We start from the raw sequence: 20821 nt of genomic DNA, 5'->3' as shown, positions 1-20821 counted from the left end.
CGTACCAATTATAAAAATGATTGAACCAATTTAAAATTGGTGTTATAATTCTTTTTGTAAATTAAATACTACTTAAACGAGGGAAGGATCAGATCATGACAGACTATTCATCTAAAGAGTATTTTGATAACTTGACTAAGTTTTGGCGTGCTGCTAATTACTTATCAGTTGGACAATTATATTTGAAAGACAACCCGCTACTTAAGCGCGATTTGGAAGAAAACGATGTAAAAGTACATCCAATTGGACATTGGGGAACTATTCCTGGACAAAACTTCTTATATGCACACCTTAACCGTGTGATTAACAAGTACAATGTAAACATGTTCTATATTGAAGGACCAGGTCACGGTGGACAAGTTATGGTGTCAAACTCATATCTTGATGGTTCTTACACAGAAACATATCCTGCAATTACACAGGATGAAGAAGGTATGAAGAAGCTATTTAAGCAATTTTCATGGCCAGGCGGGGTTGCATCACATGCTGCTCCTGTTACACCAGGTTCAATCCATGAGGGTGGCGAACTTGGGTATTCACTTGCTCATGGCGTTGGAGCTATTCTTGATAATCCAGACCAGATCGCTGCAGTTGTGATCGGTGATGGTGAAGCTGAAACTGGTCCATTAGCTGCTTCGTGGAATCACAATCGATTCATTAATCCAATTAATGATGGAGCTGTCCTTCCAATTTTGGATATTAATGGTTATAAGTTAAGTAACCCAACTCTTACAAGTCGGATGTCGGATGGAGACTTGGCTGAATTTTTCAAGAGTCTTCACTGGGATCCAATGTTTGTTGAGGGTGATGATGCTGAAAAGATGAATCCTGAAATGGCTAAGGTAATGGATAAGACTGTAGAGAAGATTCAGGCTATTCAGAAGAACGCCCGTGATAATAACGATACAACCCTTCCTGATTGGCCCGTAATTGTATTTCGTTCACCTAAGGGCTGGACTGGTCCAAAGACTTGGGATGGCAAGGTAATTGAAGGTACATTCCGTGCCCACCAAATTCCAATTCCAGTAGATCAAGCTGATATGCAGCATTCTGATTCATTGGTTAAATGGTTGCGCTCATACGGTCCAGATGACCTCTTTAATGAAGATGGTAGCGTAAAGGCTGAAATTGCAGCTATTGCACCAAAGGGTAAGAAACGAATGGCCGCTAACCCAATCACTAATGGCGGAATTGATCCTAAAGATTTGTCGCTACCTGATTATCGAGACTATGCGGTTGATGTTTCTAAACGTGGTGTAACTGAAAAGCAGGATATGATTGTTTGGTCAGATTATCTTCGTGATGTTGTTAAGAAGAATCCAACAAACTTTAGAATGTTTGGCCCTGATGAGACAATGTCCAACCGGCTTTATGGTTTGTTTGAAGCAACAAATCGCCAGTGGTTAGATCCAATCAAGAAAGATTGGGATGAAGCATTGGCACCAGCGGGTCGTATTTTGGATTCACAATTGTCAGAACACTCAGCTGAAGCGTGGCTTGAAGCATATACTTTAACTGGTCGTCATGGAATCTTTACTAGTTATGAGGCCTTCTTGCGCGTAGTTGATTCAATGATCACGCAACACTTCAAGTGGATTCGTAAGGCCGACGAACTAGAGTGGCGCCATGACTATCCTTCATTGAATATTGTTTCAACGTCAACTAGTTTCCAACAAGATCATAATGGTTACACTCATCAAGATCCAGGTATCTTGACTCACTTGGCTGAAAAGAAGCCAGAGTTCATTCGTGAATATTTACCAGCTGATGCCAACTCATTGTTAGCTGTCAGTCCTAAGATCATGAATGATCGTCAAAAGGTTAACTTGTTAATCACTTCAAAACAACCTCGTCCACAGTTCTATTCAATTGATGAAGCTGAAGAGTTGGTTGACAAGGGGCTTGGTATTATTGATTGGGCAAGTACTGATAATGGTAAGGAACCGGATGTTGTGTTTGCTGCAGCTGGTACCGAACCTAATATGGAAAGTTTGGCAGCAATTAACATTTTGCATGACCAATTCCCTGATTTGAAGATTCGCTTTATCAATGTTATTGATTTATTGAAGCTTCAAAGTCCAAAACTTAATTCACATGGTATAAGTGATGAAGAATTTGATCATTACTTTACAAAAGATAAGCCAGTTATCTTCGCATTCCATGGTTTTGAAGACCTAATTCGTTCAATCTTCTTTGATCGTCATAACCATAACTTACATGTGCATGGTTATCGTGAAGAGGGTGACATTACAACTCCATTCGATATGCGTGTGTTGAATGAATTGGATCGTTTCCACTTAGCTCAGGATGCTATTAATTCAATTCCTGACTACGACGAAAAGGGCTCAGAATTTGTTCAAGAAATGGACAATGAGCTTGAAAAACATTACCAATACATCCGTGATAACGGTGATGATCTTCCAGAAGTTAAGAACTGGGTTTGGAAAGATTTAAAATAATAATTTTAATAGAAAAAAGCGTTGATTCTGAAAAGAGTCAACGCTTTTTGAATAGCTAGAGAATTACTTAATATGGGATTTGAAATATTGGGGAAGCCCTGCGGATAGTTGAATGCAATCCAATGTAAAAGGGATGGGGACTTTAATCTTCCATGAATGTAATAACATATGTTCGGATTTTATGTTCGAATACAGTGGATCGCCAATTATTGGATGACCTATTGCAGCTAAGTGAAGTCGAATTTGATGTGTTCGACCGGTTTCCAAATCTAATTGAACAAGGGATCTATTATTAGTGGAACTAAGAACCTGATAATGTGTAATGGCTGACAAGGAGTGTGGGCCACCGATTTTTCTTTTACGTTGGTCTTTAGGGTCAATCCCAATAGGAAAATCGATGGTGCCACTAGTTTGCGTTAAACCACCTTCAACGAGTGCCAAATATGATCTCTTGATTATTTTTTTTGAAATTTGTTGATTTAAAATTGGTAGAACAACCGGGTTTTTGGCGACTAGCAATGCACCACTTGTCGCCTGATCCAACCTATGAACGTTGTAAGGAATAACTGGATCAAGATAGCTTGTTAAAAAATTCATTATGCTATTTAGTTCCCCAGGTTGATTAGAATGCGTTTTATACCCGGCAGGCTTATTAACAACCAAGAAATCATTCATTTCAAAAATAATATCAAGTTTGACACTATCATCGGCTAGAAACGGTGGAATTGGTGTATCAATGGTTTGACTGTCGAATTTTAGTTCAATCCGGTCTCCAGGACGAACTAAATTATTGATGGGAACATAATTTCCATTGACGAGTACATTATGATTTATTCGTAAAAAATGGATTTGTTTTTTCGTTAGCCACCAGTTTTCCTTTAGCAGAGTCCGTAAAGGTGTGACCTTGTATCTTTCGTTTAGTATGCGGTGATAAGTCCATTCCAAAGTGATCTTCCTCGTGTTGGTATTAATTAATTTTTGTGAGGTATCCGTCATTGATTTCAAATTTTTGGTCGGCAAATTCTTTCAAGCGTAGGTCATGTGTAACTACAATAACAATTTTATTTTGCTGATGAGCTAGATCTGCTAATTGGCGCCCAACCTCTTTAACGCGCTTACTATCTAGAGACGCTGTTGGTTCGTCGGCCAGAATGATTGATGGGTTAGGATATAGTGCTCGTGCAATTGCAACGCGTTGTTGCTGCCCACCAGATAGTTCGGTAGGGTATTTGTTTGTTAAATCTTTGATACCGAGACTTTCTAATAAAGATTCCAGTTCCTTAGAGCTAATATTACCAGTAGATTTTACTTTGTCCACAAGTTTAAATTGTTCGAGAACGTTTAGGAAAGGAAGCAAACGATAATTTTGAAGTACGAAGCCGATTTCGTTGAGTCGTAATTTTTCTAGGCTTTTTTTCGAACTCTGCCTATAGTTTATATCATCAACAATTATATTTCCGCTAGTTGGTGTTCGCAACCCTCCAGCGATTGTTAAAAAGGTACTTTTTCCTGAGCCACTGGGCCCTAAAATTAAATTTAATGAACCAGAATGTGCTTCAAAGTTTACATCATGTAGAACTTTAACCTCGGCACTGCCTTTGCCATAAATTTGATTTACATTTTCTATTTTAATATTTGTCATAATTATCCTCCAATTACACTTATGGGATCGACTTTAATGACGCTTCGAATTGGTAAGAGTCCGCCAAGCAGGGATGTCAAAATGATGCCCAAACCAACTCCGAATAAAACCGGAAGATCAAAGGCAATCGGAACGGCGGAAGGTAACACCAGGGCTGTAAGCATTGTTAAAATACTGCTGATAACTTACCCCGCTAATAACCAGAATAACTGACTGCGCGAAGGTACTGATTACTAGAACCTTACCAGGAATCCCTTGGGCGCGGAGTACTGCATAGTTGGGTAGTTTTTGAATGGTAATGATGTACAAAAAAACGGCGATAACAATTAGTGAAATAATCATTAGAAATCCAATCATTAAAGAAAACGTTAAATTTTGTGCGGAGTATCCTGGTAACTTTTGAATAAAGGTGTTAATTCCATAAGATTTTAACGGTGAAGTGGTTTTAACGTTTTTATTTTTAGAAACAATGGCGCTTGCTGCAATATTGGGTTGAGTACTATTTAGAGTTTTCCAAGCAGAAAGTTTTCCATAAACAATTGGAGCAATGTTTATTTCGGCTTTTGGTGTAAATCCTACAATTGTATACGTTTTGGAATTATCGTTGAGGGTAATGTGATCACCCAAACGATAACCGCTCTGTTGGAATTGATCATCGACAACTACTTCGTTTTCAGATTTAAAGTGATGTCCTTTACTAAGATGAATATTTTGAGCAATAAATTGATTAGTATTTAAACCTATGAATGTTGCCGATATTTTTTTCTTTGACTTATCTTTTACAACCGCAGAGGTCGCACCAATGGGAGCCTCCTTATCAGTCATTGGTTGTTTTTTTAATTGTGCTTCTGTAATAAGGGACTGATTTAGATTAATATTTGAATCTTTATTTAAAATAATGTTATGGACATTCCACGAATTAATAGCGTTTGTATTTTGTTGGGCCAATCCTAACGAGAGACTAGTTAATATGAATATTAGGTAGCTAATCAATACGATCATTCCAATTATCAGTCCGTAGCGTAACTTTTCTTTTTTTATTTCTTTGATAGCTAAGAACATGTTAATCCTCCAGTTTTTCTAAAACGAAGCTTAATTGTTTTAATCGGTCATTAGTTGTTGAAGGTTGAAGTAATGAGTCCCGAATTACCTCGTGTGATAAAACCGTCTGCGCCCAATGAATATTGTTTTGGGAGTCTGCGGGGACGACTCTTTTTGCAACATAGGATTCGTTATAGCGATAGTGCATTTGTATAAAGTGATAATAGGTGCTTTTTTCGGTGCTCTTTAAGAAAGAGCGAACTTCATTAACAAAATCCACTGAGCTTAGTGTGGGATTATGGGTAATATTGGAATGAATATCCTTTAAGGCAAGACCATAAAGATATTGATAGGCTTCTGAAAGGTCTTTAAAATAGTTATAAAATGCACCCCGAGAAATATTAGCGTCTTTTACAATTCGAGCAACTTGCGAATCGGCTAAGGAGTAGTTAGAGAATTCTGTTAAGAGGGCGTTAGTTATAGCATTTCTTTTATCAGCTTTGATAGTAAAAATTTTATCTGAATACATATTAACCTCCTAAATTTAAAAATGACACGGTGTCAATTTATATAGTAACACAAAATGACACGGTGTCAATTTTAAAAATCGAAAAATAAAAAGGCTCCAAATTAACCAATAAAGGTTAATCGAGCCTTGTGTATCACTACTATATTTTAAATGAAGTTTTTATTTTTGCTCATCAGCCATGTCAGGCTTAACAACTAAGACATCACAAATGGCATTGCGTGTTACATATGTTGCAACAGATCCAACCATGAAACGTTCTAAGGCGTTTAAGCCGGTTGAACCAATCATGATAAGTTCGTTGTGATGATCAGTGGGGAATTCCTTAGCGATAACTGGCTTAGGGTTACCAAATCGAATGTGAACACTCACATCTTTTACTCCAGCATCCTCAGCCCTTTTCTTCAGTTTTTCAAGGCGATCTTGAACATCTTCTGAAAGTTTATAGATCACGTCGCCACTAACAGCACCACCGTAAGTATCACTGAATTGATTGACTTCCAAAACGTTCAGGATATCGAGGTGAGTGTCATTTCTTTTGGCTACTTCGATTGCACGATCAAGGACTGTTTCAGTTGCTTTTGATCCGTCAACTGGTGCTAGAATATTTTTATATTGTTGTAACATGCTGTCCACCATCCAATCAATATTTGATACCATAATAATATCATTTTATGACAGGAATGTAAGCCTTTTTACATTCGAAAAGCTCATATTTTTACATATCACAAAACAATGACCTTATATTAGGAGAAAACAATAAATTAAAAAAGCACTTGCATAACAAAATTTGATTAATTATACTAAAAATCAGTGTATCAAATAAATGACGACCGTGATCGTCAATTTGGAGGATGTTTTTATGTCAAGAATGACAAGTTATCAAAAAAAGGTTACCGCATCGACTCTATTAGGTTTTACATTAGAAAATATGGACGCAATGTTTATTTCCTTTTCATTAGCATCGATTATTTCTACGTTACATATTTCAAATACTCAAGCAGGCTTACTCCCGTCAATTACTAGTGTTGGTTCACTAATTGGCGGGATTTTATTTGGAATTTTGGCAGATCGCTTTGGAAGGGTTCGAACCTTAAGTTGGTCAATCATTATCTACGCAATCGGAACAACTGCAACAGGATTTACGAATTCTTTTTTCATGCTTTGTTTATTTAGAGTAGTCATGGGAATTGGTGCCAGTGGGGAGTATGGAATTGCCATTACGATGTTGAGTGAAGCATTCTCAAGAAAAGTACTAGGAAGGATGACATCGTTTGCTTCTATTGCAGGTCAGATTGGATCAATTGTGGCGTCTGTATTAGCGGCAGTTATTATTCCTAACTTAGGCTGGCATGCGCTGTTCTTCTTTGGAATTATTCCGGTTATACTGGCAGTTCTTGTACGACTTGGTATGAAAGAAAGTGCGGTTTTCAGAGAACAAAAGTATAGGCGGGATAAAAACCAGGTTAAGGGCAATGGATGGAAAAAATTATTTAATACTCCTGCAACAGCATTTAAAACTATCCGGTTAATTATGATGGGAACTGTACAAATTGCGGGATATTATGGGTTAATGAATTGGTTACCAACTATTATGCAAAAAAGATTAAATGTTGGAGTTGCTAGTTCTTCATTATGGATGATTAGTACAATTGTTGGGATGAGTCTTGGAATGTTTTGTTTTGGAATGATACAAGATCGACTTGGAAGCCGAGTAGCATTTTCAGTGTGGTTATTAATGTCCGCCGTTGTTGTTTACTTAATATTATTTGCTCAAAATCAGTTTGAAATGATTGTTGCCGGAATGATTTTAGGATTCTTTTCGGATGGAATGTACGGTGGATTTGGAGTAATTATTAGTCAGTTATATGATACTGATGTTCGTGCAACTGCAAATAATACAATTATGGGAATTTCCAAGGGAATCGGAAATTTTTCTTCCGTATTAATTGGATTCTTAATGGATAATTTTCAACTTTCAAGCGTAATGATATTTTTATCCGTAATTTATCTGATTAGCTTTATGACAATGTATTCAATTAAGCAATTGCACCATGATCAAAAAAGAAGTGAGATTGTAGATGATGGACAGTCTGTGCCGCTTTAAAAGACGTTTTATTTGTGGTTTTAGAGTAGCATAGATTATAATATAGTCATCCGGAATATGGTGACTACGGCCGCCATTAATCGTTCTTAACTTCCTAGGAGTTAAGGACGTTTTTTTATATCTTAAATGATGTTAAACTAATAGCATTAACTACGAATGGAGTTTTTTTATGCAAATTGCTGCAAGTGAAATAATTCAACAACTTAAGGAATCAACATTTTTAAGTAAGGATTTTAAAATAACAAAAGTTTCTTTGAAAAAAGAGGATAATACTGGAGTTACCGAAATATTTGACTACTTAAAAGATGCGGTTGAAGACCAACAGATTGTTGAGGCCGTGATTACTGTTAATAAAGATGTAACTATTCGAATTCAAACTAATATAATTAATCTACCTTATCTTTATCCTACCCAGCTTGAAAAAGTGATTGAACAAGATAAAGACTACGAGCTCAATGTTTATGCAGTTTTTGAGGCTGAGAAAATTAACAATTCGCATTTAAGAATTGATAAATTGGGATCGGTTGATCAATTGTTGGAAAAACAAGTAGTCATTTCACATGAGTTTACAGAGTGGGTTACCACCCAATTTGAACATCTTGATGAAAACAAGTAGGGAGTGGTACTGTGAGTCGATTTACAAAATTAATGGGACTAATGTTACTAGTTTTTGCTTTTACAACCGTAACTGGTGTTCAAGCATATCATACAAACAGAGTTCGGATTGAGGCTCAAAATGCTAAGCGGCTGAAAAAAGAGAGACAATTACCAAAAAATAAAAGTAAAAGTTCCTTAGCCGGCGATGAGCAAAGTTCAACAGCACCTAAGAAAAAAGCGCCTCAAAAAAAGCAAAGCAAAAAAGCCGCCATTCAGACTAAAAAAGTTGACTGGAAGGCGCCTTCGGAAAACAAACCATACCCGAAAGTAAACAAGTATCCTGATCTATCGATCAAAGTATCGACTGCTCAACAAAGGGTTTTTTTCATGGATGGTTCTAAAAAATTATATACTATGCGTGCCTCCACGGGCTCACCTGCAAGTCCTACACCTACTGGGCATTTTAAAATCCAGACGGAGCGAGGGGCTTTTTTTTATAGCAGTCAGTCAAAGGAAGGTGCGAAGTATTATGTTTCTTTTAAAGATCATGGAATTTATCTTTTCCATACGGTTCCAACGGACCGGAATGGGGAATTTATTAAATCTGAAGCAGAAGAATTAGGAGAAAAAGCTAATTCACACGGATGCGTGCGGCTAAGCGTTTCAGATGCTAAGTGGTTGTATGAAAACATCAAGGAGGGAACTAATGTCGAGATTGATTAGTTATGCCATAAAATGGATGAATAAAAAACGTGGATTTGGTCGTGAACTTCTTGAGACCTCAGGAATTCTTTTGATCGCACTACTTTTTGTACAGTTGATCGGTTGGGCTATCACAAAACAATCCGTTTTAGGTTTTAGACGGATTGTAGTTGCTATGGTGATTTACTGCCTGCTTACAATTGTGTATCGGGTTTTTGAAATAAAATTAAAACGATAGGACAGTATATTAAAACAACTTAAGATTTTTTGGAGATGATCAAGGTAATCAATCCGAAGTAATCTTAGGTTGTTTTATTTTAGGATATTTCTATATTAATATACTGTTTTTAGATAAATTAGGCAGCTTGTCGTTGACGATAATAACGGAAGAGAACACCGGAAAGAGTTGGAACAATTGCTAGTAATGTGAAAATAATCGTAAAATATTTTTTAATAAAAGGGGTATTTCCAAAATAATAGCCAATGAAGCAACAGGTACCCACCCAAATCAAAACTCCTGCAAAATTTAACAAATTAAAGCGACGCCAGTTCATTTGGCTTGTGCCAGCAATAATTGGTACAAAAAGGCCAATAAAAGGTATGAAACGGGCAAATAGCAGTGAATTGTCAGCATGCTGGTCAAAAAAGTCTTCGGTTTGAGACATTTGATCAGAATTGTTGATCTTTTTTGCGATGTGATTGCGTGAATCCATGGTGAGCCCATAGTAATATTTCACCATAGCGCCCAACGTTGCAGAGGAAACAAATATTAAAAAAAGCGCAATGATGTTAAGATGGGAAGTTTCAGAAGCAGCAACCGTGCTGGTTAGAAATAAAACGGACTGGCCAGGTAGGAATGAGAAGAAAATGAATGCTGTTTCTAAGAAAATCCAAATAAAAAGTATAAAATATATCCAGCTATTCAGCGAATCCGCCATCGGAACCACGTATGTGAGTGGATGAAACAAAAAATTAATTAGTAAGTCGATAATAGCCACCTGTAAAGAATGGTAAAAACCATTCAAATTTTTAATGTGTTTTTATTTTATCACTAAACTTGAACATAGTTATGATTAATGGTAAATTATAGTTATGCGATGAGTCGAGATAAATCAGACAGTACTTGTACTGTTCCGCTGCTGGCGGCTAGTGATTATTTCAACCGGCACACGTATTCTATCGTATATAGAGTGTGAGATATCAATGATGTGTGAACCGTCACGGATATCATTCAGTTAACTGAAGACCGGTAAAAGGTCTGGAACGAAAATTCCAGACCTTTTTTTGTTGGCTCAAATTCTTATTTGATAATGTAAACTTGATCTTGAATGAGATCAAAAGGTTGATGATATTTATTTAAGGTTTCCGCCTCATTTTCATCAACGTACTGCGCCATTTGCCAGAATTCAGCACTATTAGTAGCTCCATTGCGTTCTCCAATGCAAATTAATTTTATGCCTGGATTGGTATCTCGGATATTTTTTAAGATATCCTGATCAATGGATAATCCATCTGGTGACCAACTCATGATCACAAAGGCAACCTGATTGCCATATTTTTTGATTGCCTTAATTGCATCAAGTCTTTCAATTTCAGTGACTAAGTTGCGCCCCGTTTCGTTTTCCTTAGTCCAATCTAACGAATCAGTGGCAATTACGGTTTGCCCCTTGTCGCGCAATCCTTTGCTAATGTAACCATTTCCTGCCATTACTTCTAATACTGGTTTGCCATCAATATAATTTGCAAGTTTATCAACGAATGGCGCTGAAATATAACACCACATTCCGTAATGTTCTTCTAGATAGTCACGATAAGAACGGAGTAGTTGATCTAACTTTGGTAGCTCTCGGCTGTATTTATCCCAGAGCTGGTCACCTTGGGGGTCTCCGATCGGATATTGCTGCGTAACCGATTCAAAAATTGTGTCCTGAATATTTTCTGGTAGTTCTAATAATGGAAGGGGCTGCGGTAATAGACCCCTTGAAAGAAGTCGATCACTTTCCAGAACGTGATTAACTAAAAAAATTATTTGTGGAAATTCACTGAATAATTCACGATAACTATTCATTCTTTGTATGTAGTTAGGTTTATTATTTTTCTGTTTTAGATTTTTTTTTATTCTTTTTAGTTGTTTGGGATTCAAAATATTCACTCCTGGTTTTTATCACGCGAAAGATTTAGGTCAAGTTGACCAGACTCATCATGATGGATAGGACGACTCTTTTTGCCATGAAAATAACCATCAATTAGCTGAAAGACTTCATATCGATCGTCTCCACTTAAAATTTTTTTATCGAAAGTGAGTTGCTTTCCGGATAAAAACAACTTATTCAAATCGTATTCATTCAAGGAGGCTCGTCCACACAAATAATCCATACTTACATCAAAATATTCGGCTAGCTTTTTCACTTCCAAATATGAGGGTGTACGAATTCCGCGTTCCCAATTTCCAATTTGGTTTGATGTATTATAGTGGTCCCTGTCTTCTGGATTCACTTCATTTAGTTCTGTTGCCAGTTCGACGAGAGTAATATCACGTCCGTGGCGTAGAGCACGTAATCGTTCTGGAAACATATTGTTCACCTCGTTATAAACTGTTTATCTATATTCTAATACACTCAGTCGATTGCGACAATTTAACTAGGTTTTGTAACATATTAAAAAGAACGTAAATACTATTAACCATTGGTATGCTTAATTAATTGAACTTTGCAATTTAAATTATTCCCAATAAGTTATCAATGTTATGTATACTAGTTGTTTGGTTGAGAGGGGATTGAACATGAAGAAATTTTTGAAATGGTTGGGCATTATTGTTGGAGTTTTGTTGGTCGTAGATATTGCAGCGGGAATGTATTTCTTTCACGTTGCAGAGGTGCGTTCACCAAAAAGTTTTATTAGTGCTGACGCACAGGTAAGTAAGAGCAATCCAACCTATAAAAATCAAGAGTGGTACAAAACGGTTAACAAACAACATTGGACAATGAAATCAGCTGGTGGGGATCTAAAATTAGATGCTAATTTTATTCCTGCCGAACATAAAACTAATAAAACAGCAATTTTAGTTCACGGATTCATGAATAGCAAAAAGAATGTCGGAGCGGCAGCGGGAATGTTTCACCAAATGGGTTATAACGTACTGGCTCCTGATGATCGCGCTCATGGACAAAGTCAGGGAAAATTTATTGGATATGGTTGGTTGGACCGAAAAGATTATGTGAAATGGATGAATCTCTTATTACATAAAGAAGGACAAAACCAACAATTAGTTATGTGGGGGATCAGTATGGGGGGTGCCACAGTTATGATGACTAGTGGGCAAAAGGATGTTCCACACCAGTTGAAAGCCTATATTGAAGACTGTGGATATACTAGTGTTGATGATGAAATAACCTATCAAGCAAAGGAAATGTATCATTTACCTAAATGGCCATTGGTACCAACTGTTAGCGCAATATCGCAAATTAGAGCGGGATATAATTATTCTGAGGCAAGCTCTGTTAAACAGTTGCATAAAAATACAAGGCCCATGTTGTTCATTCATGGAACCGATGACACATTTGTGCCAACTAAGATGATTAATCAGGTTTATGATGCAACAAAGGGACCTAAAGAAAAGTTACTAATTAAGGGAGCAAAGCACGCGCAGTCGATTGAAAAAGATTATCCACTGTACCAAAAAACGGTGGAAAAGTTTTTGGGGAGATATGTGAAATAGAGAGGGAAGCAACCCGGTTAGCTTGTGAGGATTAGTACATGGTTAAGTAAGGAAAGCTTTGTTTCACAAAGCCAAGATAATCGTACGCTGACCATTCCTATGGGCGAAGAGCGCCTCATAGGAACTGGCAACAGAGAACAGCGCTTTGACGGTTTAGGTCAAGGCGCTGTTCTTGGTTAACCGGAAGGAGCTGGGTTGAGTAGCTCATTTCAGATAGAGAGCGCAGCACGGAGGTTAACTTGTGAGGATTAACAGAGTCCTACAATTATGACGGTTTAAGTTATGATGGTGGACTTGGCTCAACGGAAGGGGTTGCCTTGAGTAGTTCATTTCAGATACAGAGCGCAGCTTGGCGGTTAGCCACAGATTATTATCAGAGTCCCACCATTATGACGGTTTATGTCATGATGGTGGACTTGGCTAAACGGAGGGGGTTGCCTTGAGTAGCTCATTTCAGATAGAGAGCGCACCCCCATTGCTCAATAAGCAAACAGCGAAACCCTAAGCAATGATACTAATTGTTTGGGGCCTTTTTAAGTAAAATGATTCCCTTTAAATTAGAGCAGAACTTGAAACTAAGGGACAAATTATTAGTATGGTAGAATCTAAGAAAATGGAGGAGATGTGTATGGAGACTGTATTGTTTATACTTGTTTTAATTTTTTCAGTTGTTATTTCGAATGCAGTTGCTAATAGTATAACGATAATTCCACCAGCAATTATTCAGATTTTGATTGGTTTAGTATTGTCAATCATTCCAACATTTCAGCATTTTAGTTTGGTACCGGATATTTTTATGTTAGCAATTATTGCGCCACTTATGTACAGTGACGGATTTGAAACTAATGTTAATAATTTGAGGCGTAACCTTTCTAATACATTTTCACTATCAATAGGCTTAGCGGTTACAACTATTATTATTGTGGGATTTTTAGCACATGCAATGTTACCGGCACTCCCACTGGCATTAGCTTTTGCTATAGGAGCGATTATCACGCCAACGGATGCCGTAGCAGTGTCTTCACTTACACGTAATCTAGCTGTTCCCGAATCAGCAATGAATAGTTTAAAAAATGAATCATTATTTAATGATGCCAGTGGTATTGTGGCATTTGATTTAGCACTTTTGACCTTTGAGACAGGCAAATTTTCGGCTTGGTTTAGCGTTATGGATTATATTTATGTCTTTTTCGGGGGCCTTTTATTCGGGATGATTATATCGTTTATCCTTGTAAGGATTCAATTATTTTTAACAGAGCATCAGCTGGACGATCCTAATGTACTTGTTCCACTGAGTCTAATTGTGCCATTTATTGTTTATCTGCTCGCGGAGAGATTAGGGACTTCGGGAATACTGGCTGTTGTGGCATCTGGGTTGGTTCAGAGTACCCAAAGAAGGCAACTGAGATTAACTTCAACTCGAATTCAGGTGGTTTCCACAACAACATGGAGTGTTTTAAGCAGTATTATGAATGGTTTTGTTTTTATCCTATTGGGTGTAACATTGCCAACCGTTATATCAGACATTATCCTTACTAATAAACAAGTTGCGTCTATTGCGGTACTAATTGGGATTAGTTTGGTTCTATATACTGTTATGGTTATGGTGCGTTATCTGTGGGTTTCCCTACACTTTGCAAGTTTACGTATTCGGCCAGAGGATAGGAAATTAAATAACGCAATTATTGCAATTAATGGAATTCACGGTACGATTACGCTTGCAATGGCATTTTCAATTCCATTGATGTTTAGGAAGACCGAATTTCCCTACCGTAGTGATTTAATTTTTATCGCAGGTTGTGTGATTGTGATCAGTATCTTAGTGCCAACGATTATTTTACCTATGGTATTGCCTCGCAAGTCTCTTTCCTATTCCCCTGATGATGTTAAGTTTCATGTAAAGGAAATGGTGAAATATGCGATTAATAAAGTGCTCGAGGTGGAAGAAGATCCAATTGAAACACAAGCCGTAGTGGCGACTCTCCAAAGTCAGCGTAAAGTAAATCGAACACCTAAAAGAAGGGAAATTACTCGTATTTATCAAGAATGTTCAGATTTGGAAAATAAGCAATTACAAAAATTAGTTGATAAAGGCGAAATTTCTACCAAGCAACAGATAACTTATCAGAGAATTATGTTGGCACAATCAGTTCATTTAGGGCAAACAATTATCCAAAATGTGTGGGTGAGAATTAAATATACAATTTTCAGATTTTTACATCGGTGGAAGCATCGAAGTGTTAAGATACCCCAAAATTTTACACATGAGCAATTTGAGAATATGCAAAATGATCTGTATAAAATTGAGGAGCAAATTGCACCCGTTATTTTTAAACACTTAAAGGATATTGTTAATTCGCGTAATAGTAATACGGTTGGATGGCTACAAAGATACTATAGGGAAAGACATCGTCGTTTTCAAAACAATGTTCAGAATAATGAAATTCAGGATGAATTGTTTATTAATGCTTTTCAACAGGAATATAGTTATGTTCAGGAACAGCTTTCAAAAGGAACAATTTCACGGGAATTAGCGGATGTTTTATATGCGCAGATTTCAAACGATGAATTAGTTTATATGCAGAATGATGGTATCTATAGTTAAAAACTAAGGATCCTTATAAAGTCAAGTTGACGACTTTTATAAGGATCCTTAGTTTTTTGGAGATTTTATTTGAATAGTGCGGTTAGGTAATTCATAAAGGTCTGCAAGTAGCGGTTTTGATCAACAGTTAGGGCAACGGTTACGTTAGGATTGGGATCGGTTAGACGCCCGGGATCACCAATTGTGCGACCCCACATTTCAGGAGTAGTATCAACGAACATATTGAGCTTCATAGAAGTTACAAATGAAGGATCAAGAGATACTCCAACTGCCAAAGGGTCGTGCAAGGCGCAGCCACCCAAGTGCGGACTAGTAATTTTGTAAATATCAATGTAATAGTCAACAATATCCGCAAATTTTGTACCAGCTTTTGTTCCGAGCTCACGCCACTGTTGTGTTTCTTTTTTTGTGAGTAGGGTTCTTAGAGTTACATCAAGACCAACCATTGTTAAGTTTAAAGTACTAGTAAAGACTTCATTGGCAGCGTGTGGGTCTTGATTAATGTTGGCCTCTGCTACGGGGGTAACGTTTCCGGGAACAGTTAGGGCGCCACCCATAATTGTAACATTGCCAATTAAACTAGCAATATCGGGATCTTTACGAAGTGCTAGTGCTAGGTTAGTTAGTGGTCCAGTAGGCACTAAAATCAGATTGGAAGAATATTGATGGGCAGCTTCAATAATAAAATCAGCACCGCTTTGAGATTCTAATTTTCTTGATGGCTCAGGTAATTCAACTTCACCAATTCCGTTTTGACCATGGATCTTAGCGCTAATTGGCATAACGTCAAAATGATCAGTGGTTTGTGAATGCTCTTCACCCAAGTAGACTGGGATGTCAGTTCGACCAAGTAATTCTAGGATCTTTAAACTATTAACTCCTGCGTCCGGTGTTAAAACGTTACCATATGATGAAACAATTCCAATTAAATCAACGTCTGGAGCAGCTAATGCGTAAGCGATTGCCATTGCATCATCAATTCCAGTATCTAAATCCAAGATCATTTTCTTCTGTGCCAATGTGAAAAGCCCCCTAGAATAAGTAATAGTTTTACTACATGTTTCACTTTAATCATACGAGAAAGTATTCGTTAACACAATGTTATTTTGTATGAATGTAAGCCTTTTCTATAAAAATGACTAATTTGAGTGGGACTTAGAACGGAAAATGATGAGTTTTTATTTAAACGGAATCATTTGACCTATTTCATGCAATTCTGCTATTTAATTTGGAAATTAAATTAAGGTTTCAATTTATGTCCCAGATTCCACTCTTTTAATTTTGGAAACAACGGGTTAATATAATGGAAGTTAATTATGAAACGGAGTATGAGTTTAATGCAAAATGAAGTTTATGATATTACAATAGTCGGCGCCGGACCAGCTGGATTATTTGCCGGCTTTTACGCGGGAATGAGAACTGCCAAAACCCAAATAATTGAGAGTTTGGATCAGGTTGGTGGACAGGTCACTACTTTATATCCAGAAAAAACGATTTACGATGTGGGTGGATATGCTGGGATTAAGGGAATTGATTTTATTAGTTCCCTTGAAAAACAGGTTAGGCTAGTTGATGTAGAAATAAAACTAAGCGAAACGGTTATAGATATTTTTCCAGAAGGCGATTTTTATCGAATTAAAACTACTGAGGGTGAAACACGCACTAAAGCAGTGATTTTGGCGACTGGAAATGGAGCATTCAATCCACGAAGATTGGCAATTGATGGACTTGAAACTATTGAAAACAAGCATTTATTTTATACCCTACCCAAAATTGAAACGTTAGTTGGCAAAGAAGTTGCAGTAGCAGGTGGGGGGGATTCAGCAATTGATATTGCTTTAATGCTTGAGGGTGTAGCAAAAAGTGTAACTATTATCCACCGACGAAATGAGTTTCGTGGTATGGAACACAGTGTTAATCAGTTGCTTGACTCCAATGTGAAAGTATTAACACCGTACTTAATTAATTCAGTAGAGAAGAATCATGGACAGCTTTCGGTTGGTTTGAAGAAGGTTGGCGAAGAGGTAGTGGAGCAATATCAATACGATGACCTAATTGTAAATTACGGCTTTATTTCAAGCAATAAGGTTATTAAGAATTGGAGCCTGGACGTGGATCAGGAACACCGAATGTTCGTAGTAAATAGCTTGATGCAAACCAATCTTAAAAACGTATACGCAATTGGGGATGGCATTGAGTACGATGGAAAGCTACGTTTGATTGCTACAGCGTTTGGTGAAGGACCAATGGCGGTTAGTCAGATTATGAAGGCTCTTTATCCTGATAAAAAGGGACCACTGCACAGTACGGCAATGTTCAAATAAAGAGAGTGGAGCAACCTGGTTAGCTTATGAGGATTAGCAGAAAGCTGGGTTGAGTAACTCGTTTTAGATAGAGAACGAAGCAAGGGAGTAGCTTGCAAGGAAAGCTTTGTTTCACAAAGCCAAGATACTCGTACGCTGACCATTCCTATGGGCGAAGAGCGCCTCATAAGAAGTGGCACTAGCTTGTCAAGTACAGAGGATTTTGTTACACAAAATCAGATACTTGTTTCCATATTTCATGCATTAGTTCAAAACAAATTTAGGTTTTAACTCATGTTCCAGCCCAATATTTAAATAAAAAGGTCACCACTATTTCAAATTGAAATAACGGTGACCTTTTTTATTACTGACATTAACTACCATTCGAATCGTCAGGATTAGTTACTTTTAGACGATTTTCTCCAGTAGACTTATGGTTTGCTTCTGGAGCATCTGTCTTATATAAAGGTACTAACGAACTATCGCGATTCTTAGAATACATTGAAGTTGATTTTAGCCCCAATTTTTCTTCAGTTTTAATTAGCTGTTGTAAGTCATTAGCATAATTGTAGTCATTGGACTTAACCGGTTTAAATTCAGGGTTCTTGTAAAAACGAAGAAGATTTTTATCGTTTAATGAATCTGACATTCCGAGTTGTTCTTTAACCTTATTTTGGTCTTTGGCCATTTGTTTCCGAAGTTTGCTATCAGGATGTTCAATAGCTTCTCCAGTATGAGCATTGTAGTAAGTTCCCCCGATACTTGCGTAGTCAGGTGTGACAAAGTCTTGATTTCTAAATGCAATAACTTGACTATGTTGTTTTGAGAAGAGGTCGCTACCAAATTGAAGGTAGCTCTTAGTATTAACGCCTACCATGTGTAGTAAAGTAGGGAGAACGTCAATCTCGCCACCGTATTGATGCTGAATACCACCTTTTTTAAGTCCAGGGATGTGAATCATAAGTGGAACTCGTTGCAACTGAGCATCATCGTATGGTGTCCAGTTCTCACTAGGATTCTTTCCAAATGACTTAAAGTGATCAGGATCCTGTGAGAAAGTCTTAGCCAATGCTGGATTAGAAGAATTAGAAATACCGTAATGATCTCCGTAAAGCAGGATCAAGGAATTATTATATAAACCAGAATTTTTTAAGAAACTGAAGAATTCTTGAACAGACTGATCGAGATAGTTAGCAGTTCGGAAGTAGTTATCAACAGTTGAATCACCAGTATTAGGTATCTTAAAGCTAGAGTCTTCCTTATCTAGAGTATACGGGATGTGATTGGTAACCGTAATGTACTTAGCATAGAAAGGCTGTTGTAGATGTTGCAAATAATTAATGGAATCCTTAAATAATAGTTTATCTTTCAGCCCATAAGTAGTTGATTTATCACCAGAAACATCATAGTAACTGGCAAAGAAAAAGTTTTGGTAACCCATGTTTTTGTAAACATTGTTACGATTCCAAAATGAAGCAGTATTTCCATGGAAAACAGCAGAAGAGTAATTACCGTGCTGCTTTAGGATTGCTGGAGCAGCTTGGAACGTCTGGTCTGAGCCTAAACGGGCGAAAAGAGATCCTTGCGCTGTCCCAAAACTGCCTGTTTCAAGCATGTTTTCAGCATCACTTGTTTTTCCTTGACCAACTTGATTGAAAAAGTTATCAAAGGAATAAGTATCTTTGCTGTGGTAAATGCTGTTTAAGAATGGTGTAACGGTTTGGCCTTCGATCTTATCGTCAATTAGAAATTGTTGAAAACTTTCTAGATGGATGATGATAATATTTTTACCTTTGGCTTTACCAAAAGTTACAGCTGATGGGTCAGCATAGTGATGTTTGACATAGTCTTCGACCGAGGTTAGTTCACTCTTGTTAGCATCCGACCTCATTTTGTTATTTTGTTCACTTTGAATTGCATCATAGACGGTGAATGAATCAAGACCAAGATATTTAACTATATAAGAACGATCAAAAGTTCGGGAAATTAATTGGGGACGATCCATGTCACCGAGCATGATATTGAATCCAAGCATCAAAAATCCTAGCGAAGTGATTTGAAAGCCGAATTTCTTAGGTAGTGGGCGGGGATCCATCTTAATTTTTTTCATAATTAATAGAATTAAGATAATAACCAGATCAATCCAATAGAAAACATCGTGGATATTAGTAAGAGTTAAAGAACTTTGACTAAGTCCTTGGTTAACTTTAGAGTATCCTAGCATGGTATTTACTGTCATAAAATCAGTAAATTCACGAAAATAGATAACATTGAGATAAAGTAAAACGGTGTTTGCTAAGTCAAGTAACATGGCTAGCCAATAAAATAATCGCTTGGGTTTTATATACAGGGCAATTCCAAGTAGCAATACAGTAGTAGCAATTGGATTGATTAGCATGATAAACCATTGGAATATTCCCGTTACGCCAAGCGAAATGTCGGTTAAGTATGCAAAAATAGTTTTGGCCCAGAATAGGAAAACTAACAACAAGAAAAAGCCAAATCTGGTATCAATTTTTGATTTTAAAGATTTTAACATTGTTGAATGCCTTTCAAACAAGGATTTTGTAATTAAGATACAGCATCAATTCTAACATAGAATAGATTTGCTAAATCTTAAGTTATTCACAATTTTATTTGCGAAAAATTGCGGTATGATGGTTTTAAATTTATTTTTGAGGTGAAATTATGGACATAAAAAAAGTTAAAGGTGCACAGGGACCAATTTATTTAGATGCAGTTGAGGTTCGTAAGCAGGTTTTTACGGTTGAACAAGGAATTGATCCTCGACTTGAGTTTGATGAAAACGAAGATCTCTTCAGCTATTATGTTGGCTATGAAGACGGGAAGCCTGCAGTAACGGCCCGTACGAGAACGCAGGCAGATGATGAATTATTGGTACAGAGGGTGGCAACACTAGAGGAGTACCGACAACATGGACTGGCTAAAAAGTTATTTGAGGTAATTGAAGCTGATGCTAAGGAAGCTGGATATTCTAGGATGGTTTTACATGCACAAGAAGACGCTCAGCCCTTCTACTTTGCCATGGATTATGATCGATTTGGAGAAGCAGAGATGGAAGCAGGGATTAAGCATTATTGGATGATGAAGGTTTTGTAAT

At 37.1% G+C, this 20821-nt stretch carries 18 protein-coding genes and 1 pseudogene; 9 read left to right on the top strand and 10 right to left on the bottom strand.

Translation table 11 applies throughout. The features are described 5' to 3' along the window. The first annotated feature begins 95 nt into the window (after positions 1-95). Positions 96-2459: a phosphoketolase family protein gene (locus tag PECL_RS07175; RefSeq protein WP_014215910.1), complete on the top strand. Its 2364-nt coding sequence runs from the start codon at positions 96-98 to the stop codon at positions 2457-2459. Between the two features lie 63 nt (positions 2460-2522). On the opposite strand, the gene PECL_RS07170 is transcribed toward PECL_RS07175, so the two are convergent. The 5 genes and pseudogenes from PECL_RS07170 to PECL_RS07150 form a co-directional block, all read right to left on the bottom strand. After that, positions 2523-3404 carry an RluA family pseudouridine synthase gene (locus tag PECL_RS07170; protein ID WP_014215909.1) on the bottom strand — a complete coding sequence of 294 codons (882 nt, stop codon included), beginning with the start codon at positions 3402-3404 and terminating at the stop codon, positions 2523-2525. Between the two features lie 22 nt (positions 3405-3426). Beyond that, the gene (locus PECL_RS07165) at positions 3427-4101 is read right to left on the bottom strand and encodes an ABC transporter ATP-binding protein (protein WP_014215908.1); all 675 of its coding nucleotides are present in this window, start codon (positions 4099-4101) and stop codon (positions 3427-3429) included. A gap of 2 nt (positions 4102-4103) precedes the next feature. Continuing rightward, positions 4104-5163, bottom strand: a pseudogene (locus PECL_RS07160) (ABC transporter permease). Position 5164: 1 nt separating this feature from the next. After that, positions 5165-5671, bottom strand: coding sequence for a TetR/AcrR family transcriptional regulator (locus tag PECL_RS07155; protein WP_014215907.1), 507 nt, complete (start codon positions 5669-5671; stop codon positions 5165-5167). A 159-nt stretch (positions 5672-5830) separates the two neighbouring features. Further along, on the bottom strand, positions 5831-6295 hold the full coding sequence (locus PECL_RS07150) for a universal stress protein (RefSeq protein ID WP_041534650.1): 465 nt from the start codon (positions 6293-6295) through the stop codon (positions 5831-5833). 235 nt (positions 6296-6530) lie between these two features. On the opposite strand from PECL_RS07150, the gene PECL_RS07145 reads away from it, so the two are divergent. The 4 genes from PECL_RS07145 to PECL_RS07130 all read left to right on the top strand — a co-directional run bounded on the left by PECL_RS07145 (position 6531) and on the right by PECL_RS07130 (position 9312). Continuing rightward, positions 6531-7775: an MFS transporter gene (locus tag PECL_RS07145; RefSeq protein WP_148265552.1), complete on the top strand. Its 1245-nt coding sequence runs from the start codon at positions 6531-6533 to the stop codon at positions 7773-7775. A gap of 169 nt (positions 7776-7944) precedes the next feature. Continuing rightward, positions 7945-8391 carry a hypothetical protein gene (locus PECL_RS07140; RefSeq protein WP_014215904.1) on the top strand — a complete coding sequence of 149 codons (447 nt, stop codon included), beginning with the start codon at positions 7945-7947 and terminating at the stop codon, positions 8389-8391. Positions 8392-8402: 11 nt separating this feature from the next. Then, positions 8403-9095 (top strand): L,D-transpeptidase, encoded by a 693-nt coding sequence (locus PECL_RS07135; protein WP_014215903.1) that lies wholly within the window; start codon positions 8403-8405, stop codon positions 9093-9095. Next, a complete protein-coding gene (locus tag PECL_RS07130; RefSeq protein WP_014215902.1) occupies positions 9079-9312 on the top strand; it encodes a hypothetical protein in 234 nt (77 codons plus the stop codon). The genes PECL_RS07135 and PECL_RS07130 overlap by 17 nt, the downstream gene beginning before the upstream one ends. A 118-nt stretch (positions 9313-9430) precedes the next feature. Here the strand turns inward: PECL_RS07130 and PECL_RS07125 are convergent, their stop codons facing one another. The 3 genes from PECL_RS07125 to PECL_RS07115 all read right to left on the bottom strand — a co-directional run bounded on the left by PECL_RS07125 (position 9431) and on the right by PECL_RS07115 (position 11648). Then, complete coding sequence (locus PECL_RS07125; RefSeq protein ID WP_231952009.1) at positions 9431-10012, bottom strand: DedA family protein; 582 nt, start codon at positions 10010-10012, stop codon at positions 9431-9433. A gap of 362 nt (positions 10013-10374) precedes the next feature. Next, positions 10375-11217, bottom strand: a complete 843-nt coding sequence (locus tag PECL_RS07120; protein ID WP_014215900.1) for a hypothetical protein — start codon at positions 11215-11217, stop codon at positions 10375-10377. Between the two features lie 5 nt (positions 11218-11222). Continuing rightward, positions 11223-11648, bottom strand: coding sequence for a helix-turn-helix domain-containing protein (locus PECL_RS07115; RefSeq protein ID WP_014215899.1), 426 nt, complete (start codon positions 11646-11648; stop codon positions 11223-11225). 208 nt (positions 11649-11856) lie between these two features. On the opposite strand from PECL_RS07115, the gene PECL_RS07110 reads away from it, so the two are divergent. After that, positions 11857-12792 (top strand): alpha/beta hydrolase, encoded by a 936-nt coding sequence (locus PECL_RS07110; RefSeq protein ID WP_014215898.1) that lies wholly within the window; start codon positions 11857-11859, stop codon positions 12790-12792. A 628-nt stretch (positions 12793-13420) separates the two neighbouring features. Next, on the top strand, positions 13421-15397 hold the full coding sequence (locus tag PECL_RS07105; RefSeq protein ID WP_014215896.1) for a cation:proton antiporter: 1977 nt from the start codon (positions 13421-13423) through the stop codon (positions 15395-15397). Between the two features lie 65 nt (positions 15398-15462). Here the strand turns inward: PECL_RS07105 and PECL_RS07100 are convergent, their stop codons facing one another. Continuing rightward, entirely contained in the window at positions 15463-16416 is a 954-nt protein-coding gene (locus PECL_RS07100; RefSeq protein ID WP_014215895.1) for a nucleoside hydrolase, read from the bottom strand. Between the two features lie 309 nt (positions 16417-16725). Here PECL_RS07100 and PECL_RS07095 point away from each other — a divergent pair, with 309 nt between their 5' ends. Further along, a complete protein-coding gene (locus PECL_RS07095) occupies positions 16726-17721 on the top strand; it encodes an NAD(P)/FAD-dependent oxidoreductase (protein WP_014215894.1) in 996 nt (331 codons plus the stop codon). 352 nt (positions 17722-18073) lie between these two features. Here the strand turns inward: PECL_RS07095 and PECL_RS07090 are convergent, their stop codons facing one another. Further along, a complete protein-coding gene (locus tag PECL_RS07090; RefSeq protein WP_014215893.1) occupies positions 18074-20239 on the bottom strand; it encodes an LTA synthase family protein in 2166 nt (721 codons plus the stop codon). Positions 20240-20388: 149 nt separating this feature from the next. Between PECL_RS07090 and PECL_RS07085 the strand changes: the two genes are divergently transcribed. Beyond that, on the top strand, positions 20389-20820 hold the full coding sequence (locus PECL_RS07085) for a GNAT family N-acetyltransferase (protein ID WP_014215892.1): 432 nt from the start codon (positions 20389-20391) through the stop codon (positions 20818-20820). Position 20821: the final 1 nt, after the last annotated feature.

It is taken from the genome of Pediococcus claussenii ATCC BAA-344 (assembly GCF_000237995.1).
In the GTDB taxonomy this organism is placed as follows: domain Bacteria; phylum Bacillota; class Bacilli; order Lactobacillales; family Lactobacillaceae; genus Pediococcus; species Pediococcus claussenii.
This window is presented reverse-complemented; position numbering and strand designations above follow the sequence as displayed.

What these genes read in the sequence shown, in the direction of transcription:
- PECL_RS07085 (WP_014215892.1), top strand. Translation starts at nt 20,389, where the DNA reads ATGGACATAAAAAAAGTTAAAGGTGCACAGGGACCAATTTATTTAGAT.
- PECL_RS07115 (WP_014215899.1), bottom strand. Translation starts at nt 11,648, where the DNA reads ATGTTTCCAGAACGATTACGTGCTCTACGCCACGGACGTGATATTACT.
- PECL_RS07165 (WP_014215908.1), bottom strand. Translation starts at nt 4,101, where the DNA reads ATGACAAATATTAAAATAGAAAATGTAAATCAAATTTATGGCAAAGGC.
- PECL_RS07145 (WP_148265552.1), top strand. Translation starts at nt 6,531, where the DNA reads ATGTCAAGAATGACAAGTTATCAAAAAAAGGTTACCGCATCGACTCTA.
- PECL_RS07105 (WP_014215896.1), top strand. Translation starts at nt 13,421, where the DNA reads ATGGAGACTGTATTGTTTATACTTGTTTTAATTTTTTCAGTTGTTATT.
- PECL_RS07130 (WP_014215902.1), top strand. Translation starts at nt 9,079, where the DNA reads ATGTCGAGATTGATTAGTTATGCCATAAAATGGATGAATAAAAAACGT.
- PECL_RS07110 (WP_014215898.1), top strand. Translation starts at nt 11,857, where the DNA reads ATGAAGAAATTTTTGAAATGGTTGGGCATTATTGTTGGAGTTTTGTTG.
- PECL_RS07125 (WP_231952009.1), bottom strand. Translation starts at nt 10,012, where the DNA reads ATGGCGGATTCGCTGAATAGCTGGATATATTTTATACTTTTTATTTGG.
- PECL_RS07090 (WP_014215893.1), bottom strand. Translation starts at nt 20,239, where the DNA reads ATGTTAAAATCTTTAAAATCAAAAATTGATACCAGATTTGGCTTTTTC.
- PECL_RS07095 (WP_014215894.1), top strand. Translation starts at nt 16,726, where the DNA reads ATGAGTTTAATGCAAAATGAAGTTTATGATATTACAATAGTCGGCGCC.
- PECL_RS07150 (WP_041534650.1), bottom strand. Translation starts at nt 6,295, where the DNA reads ATGTTACAACAATATAAAAATATTCTAGCACCAGTTGACGGATCAAAA.
- PECL_RS07140 (WP_014215904.1), top strand. Translation starts at nt 7,945, where the DNA reads ATGCAAATTGCTGCAAGTGAAATAATTCAACAACTTAAGGAATCAACA.
- PECL_RS07175 (WP_014215910.1), top strand. Translation starts at nt 96, where the DNA reads ATGACAGACTATTCATCTAAAGAGTATTTTGATAACTTGACTAAGTTT.
- PECL_RS07155 (WP_014215907.1), bottom strand. Translation starts at nt 5,671, where the DNA reads ATGTATTCAGATAAAATTTTTACTATCAAAGCTGATAAAAGAAATGCT.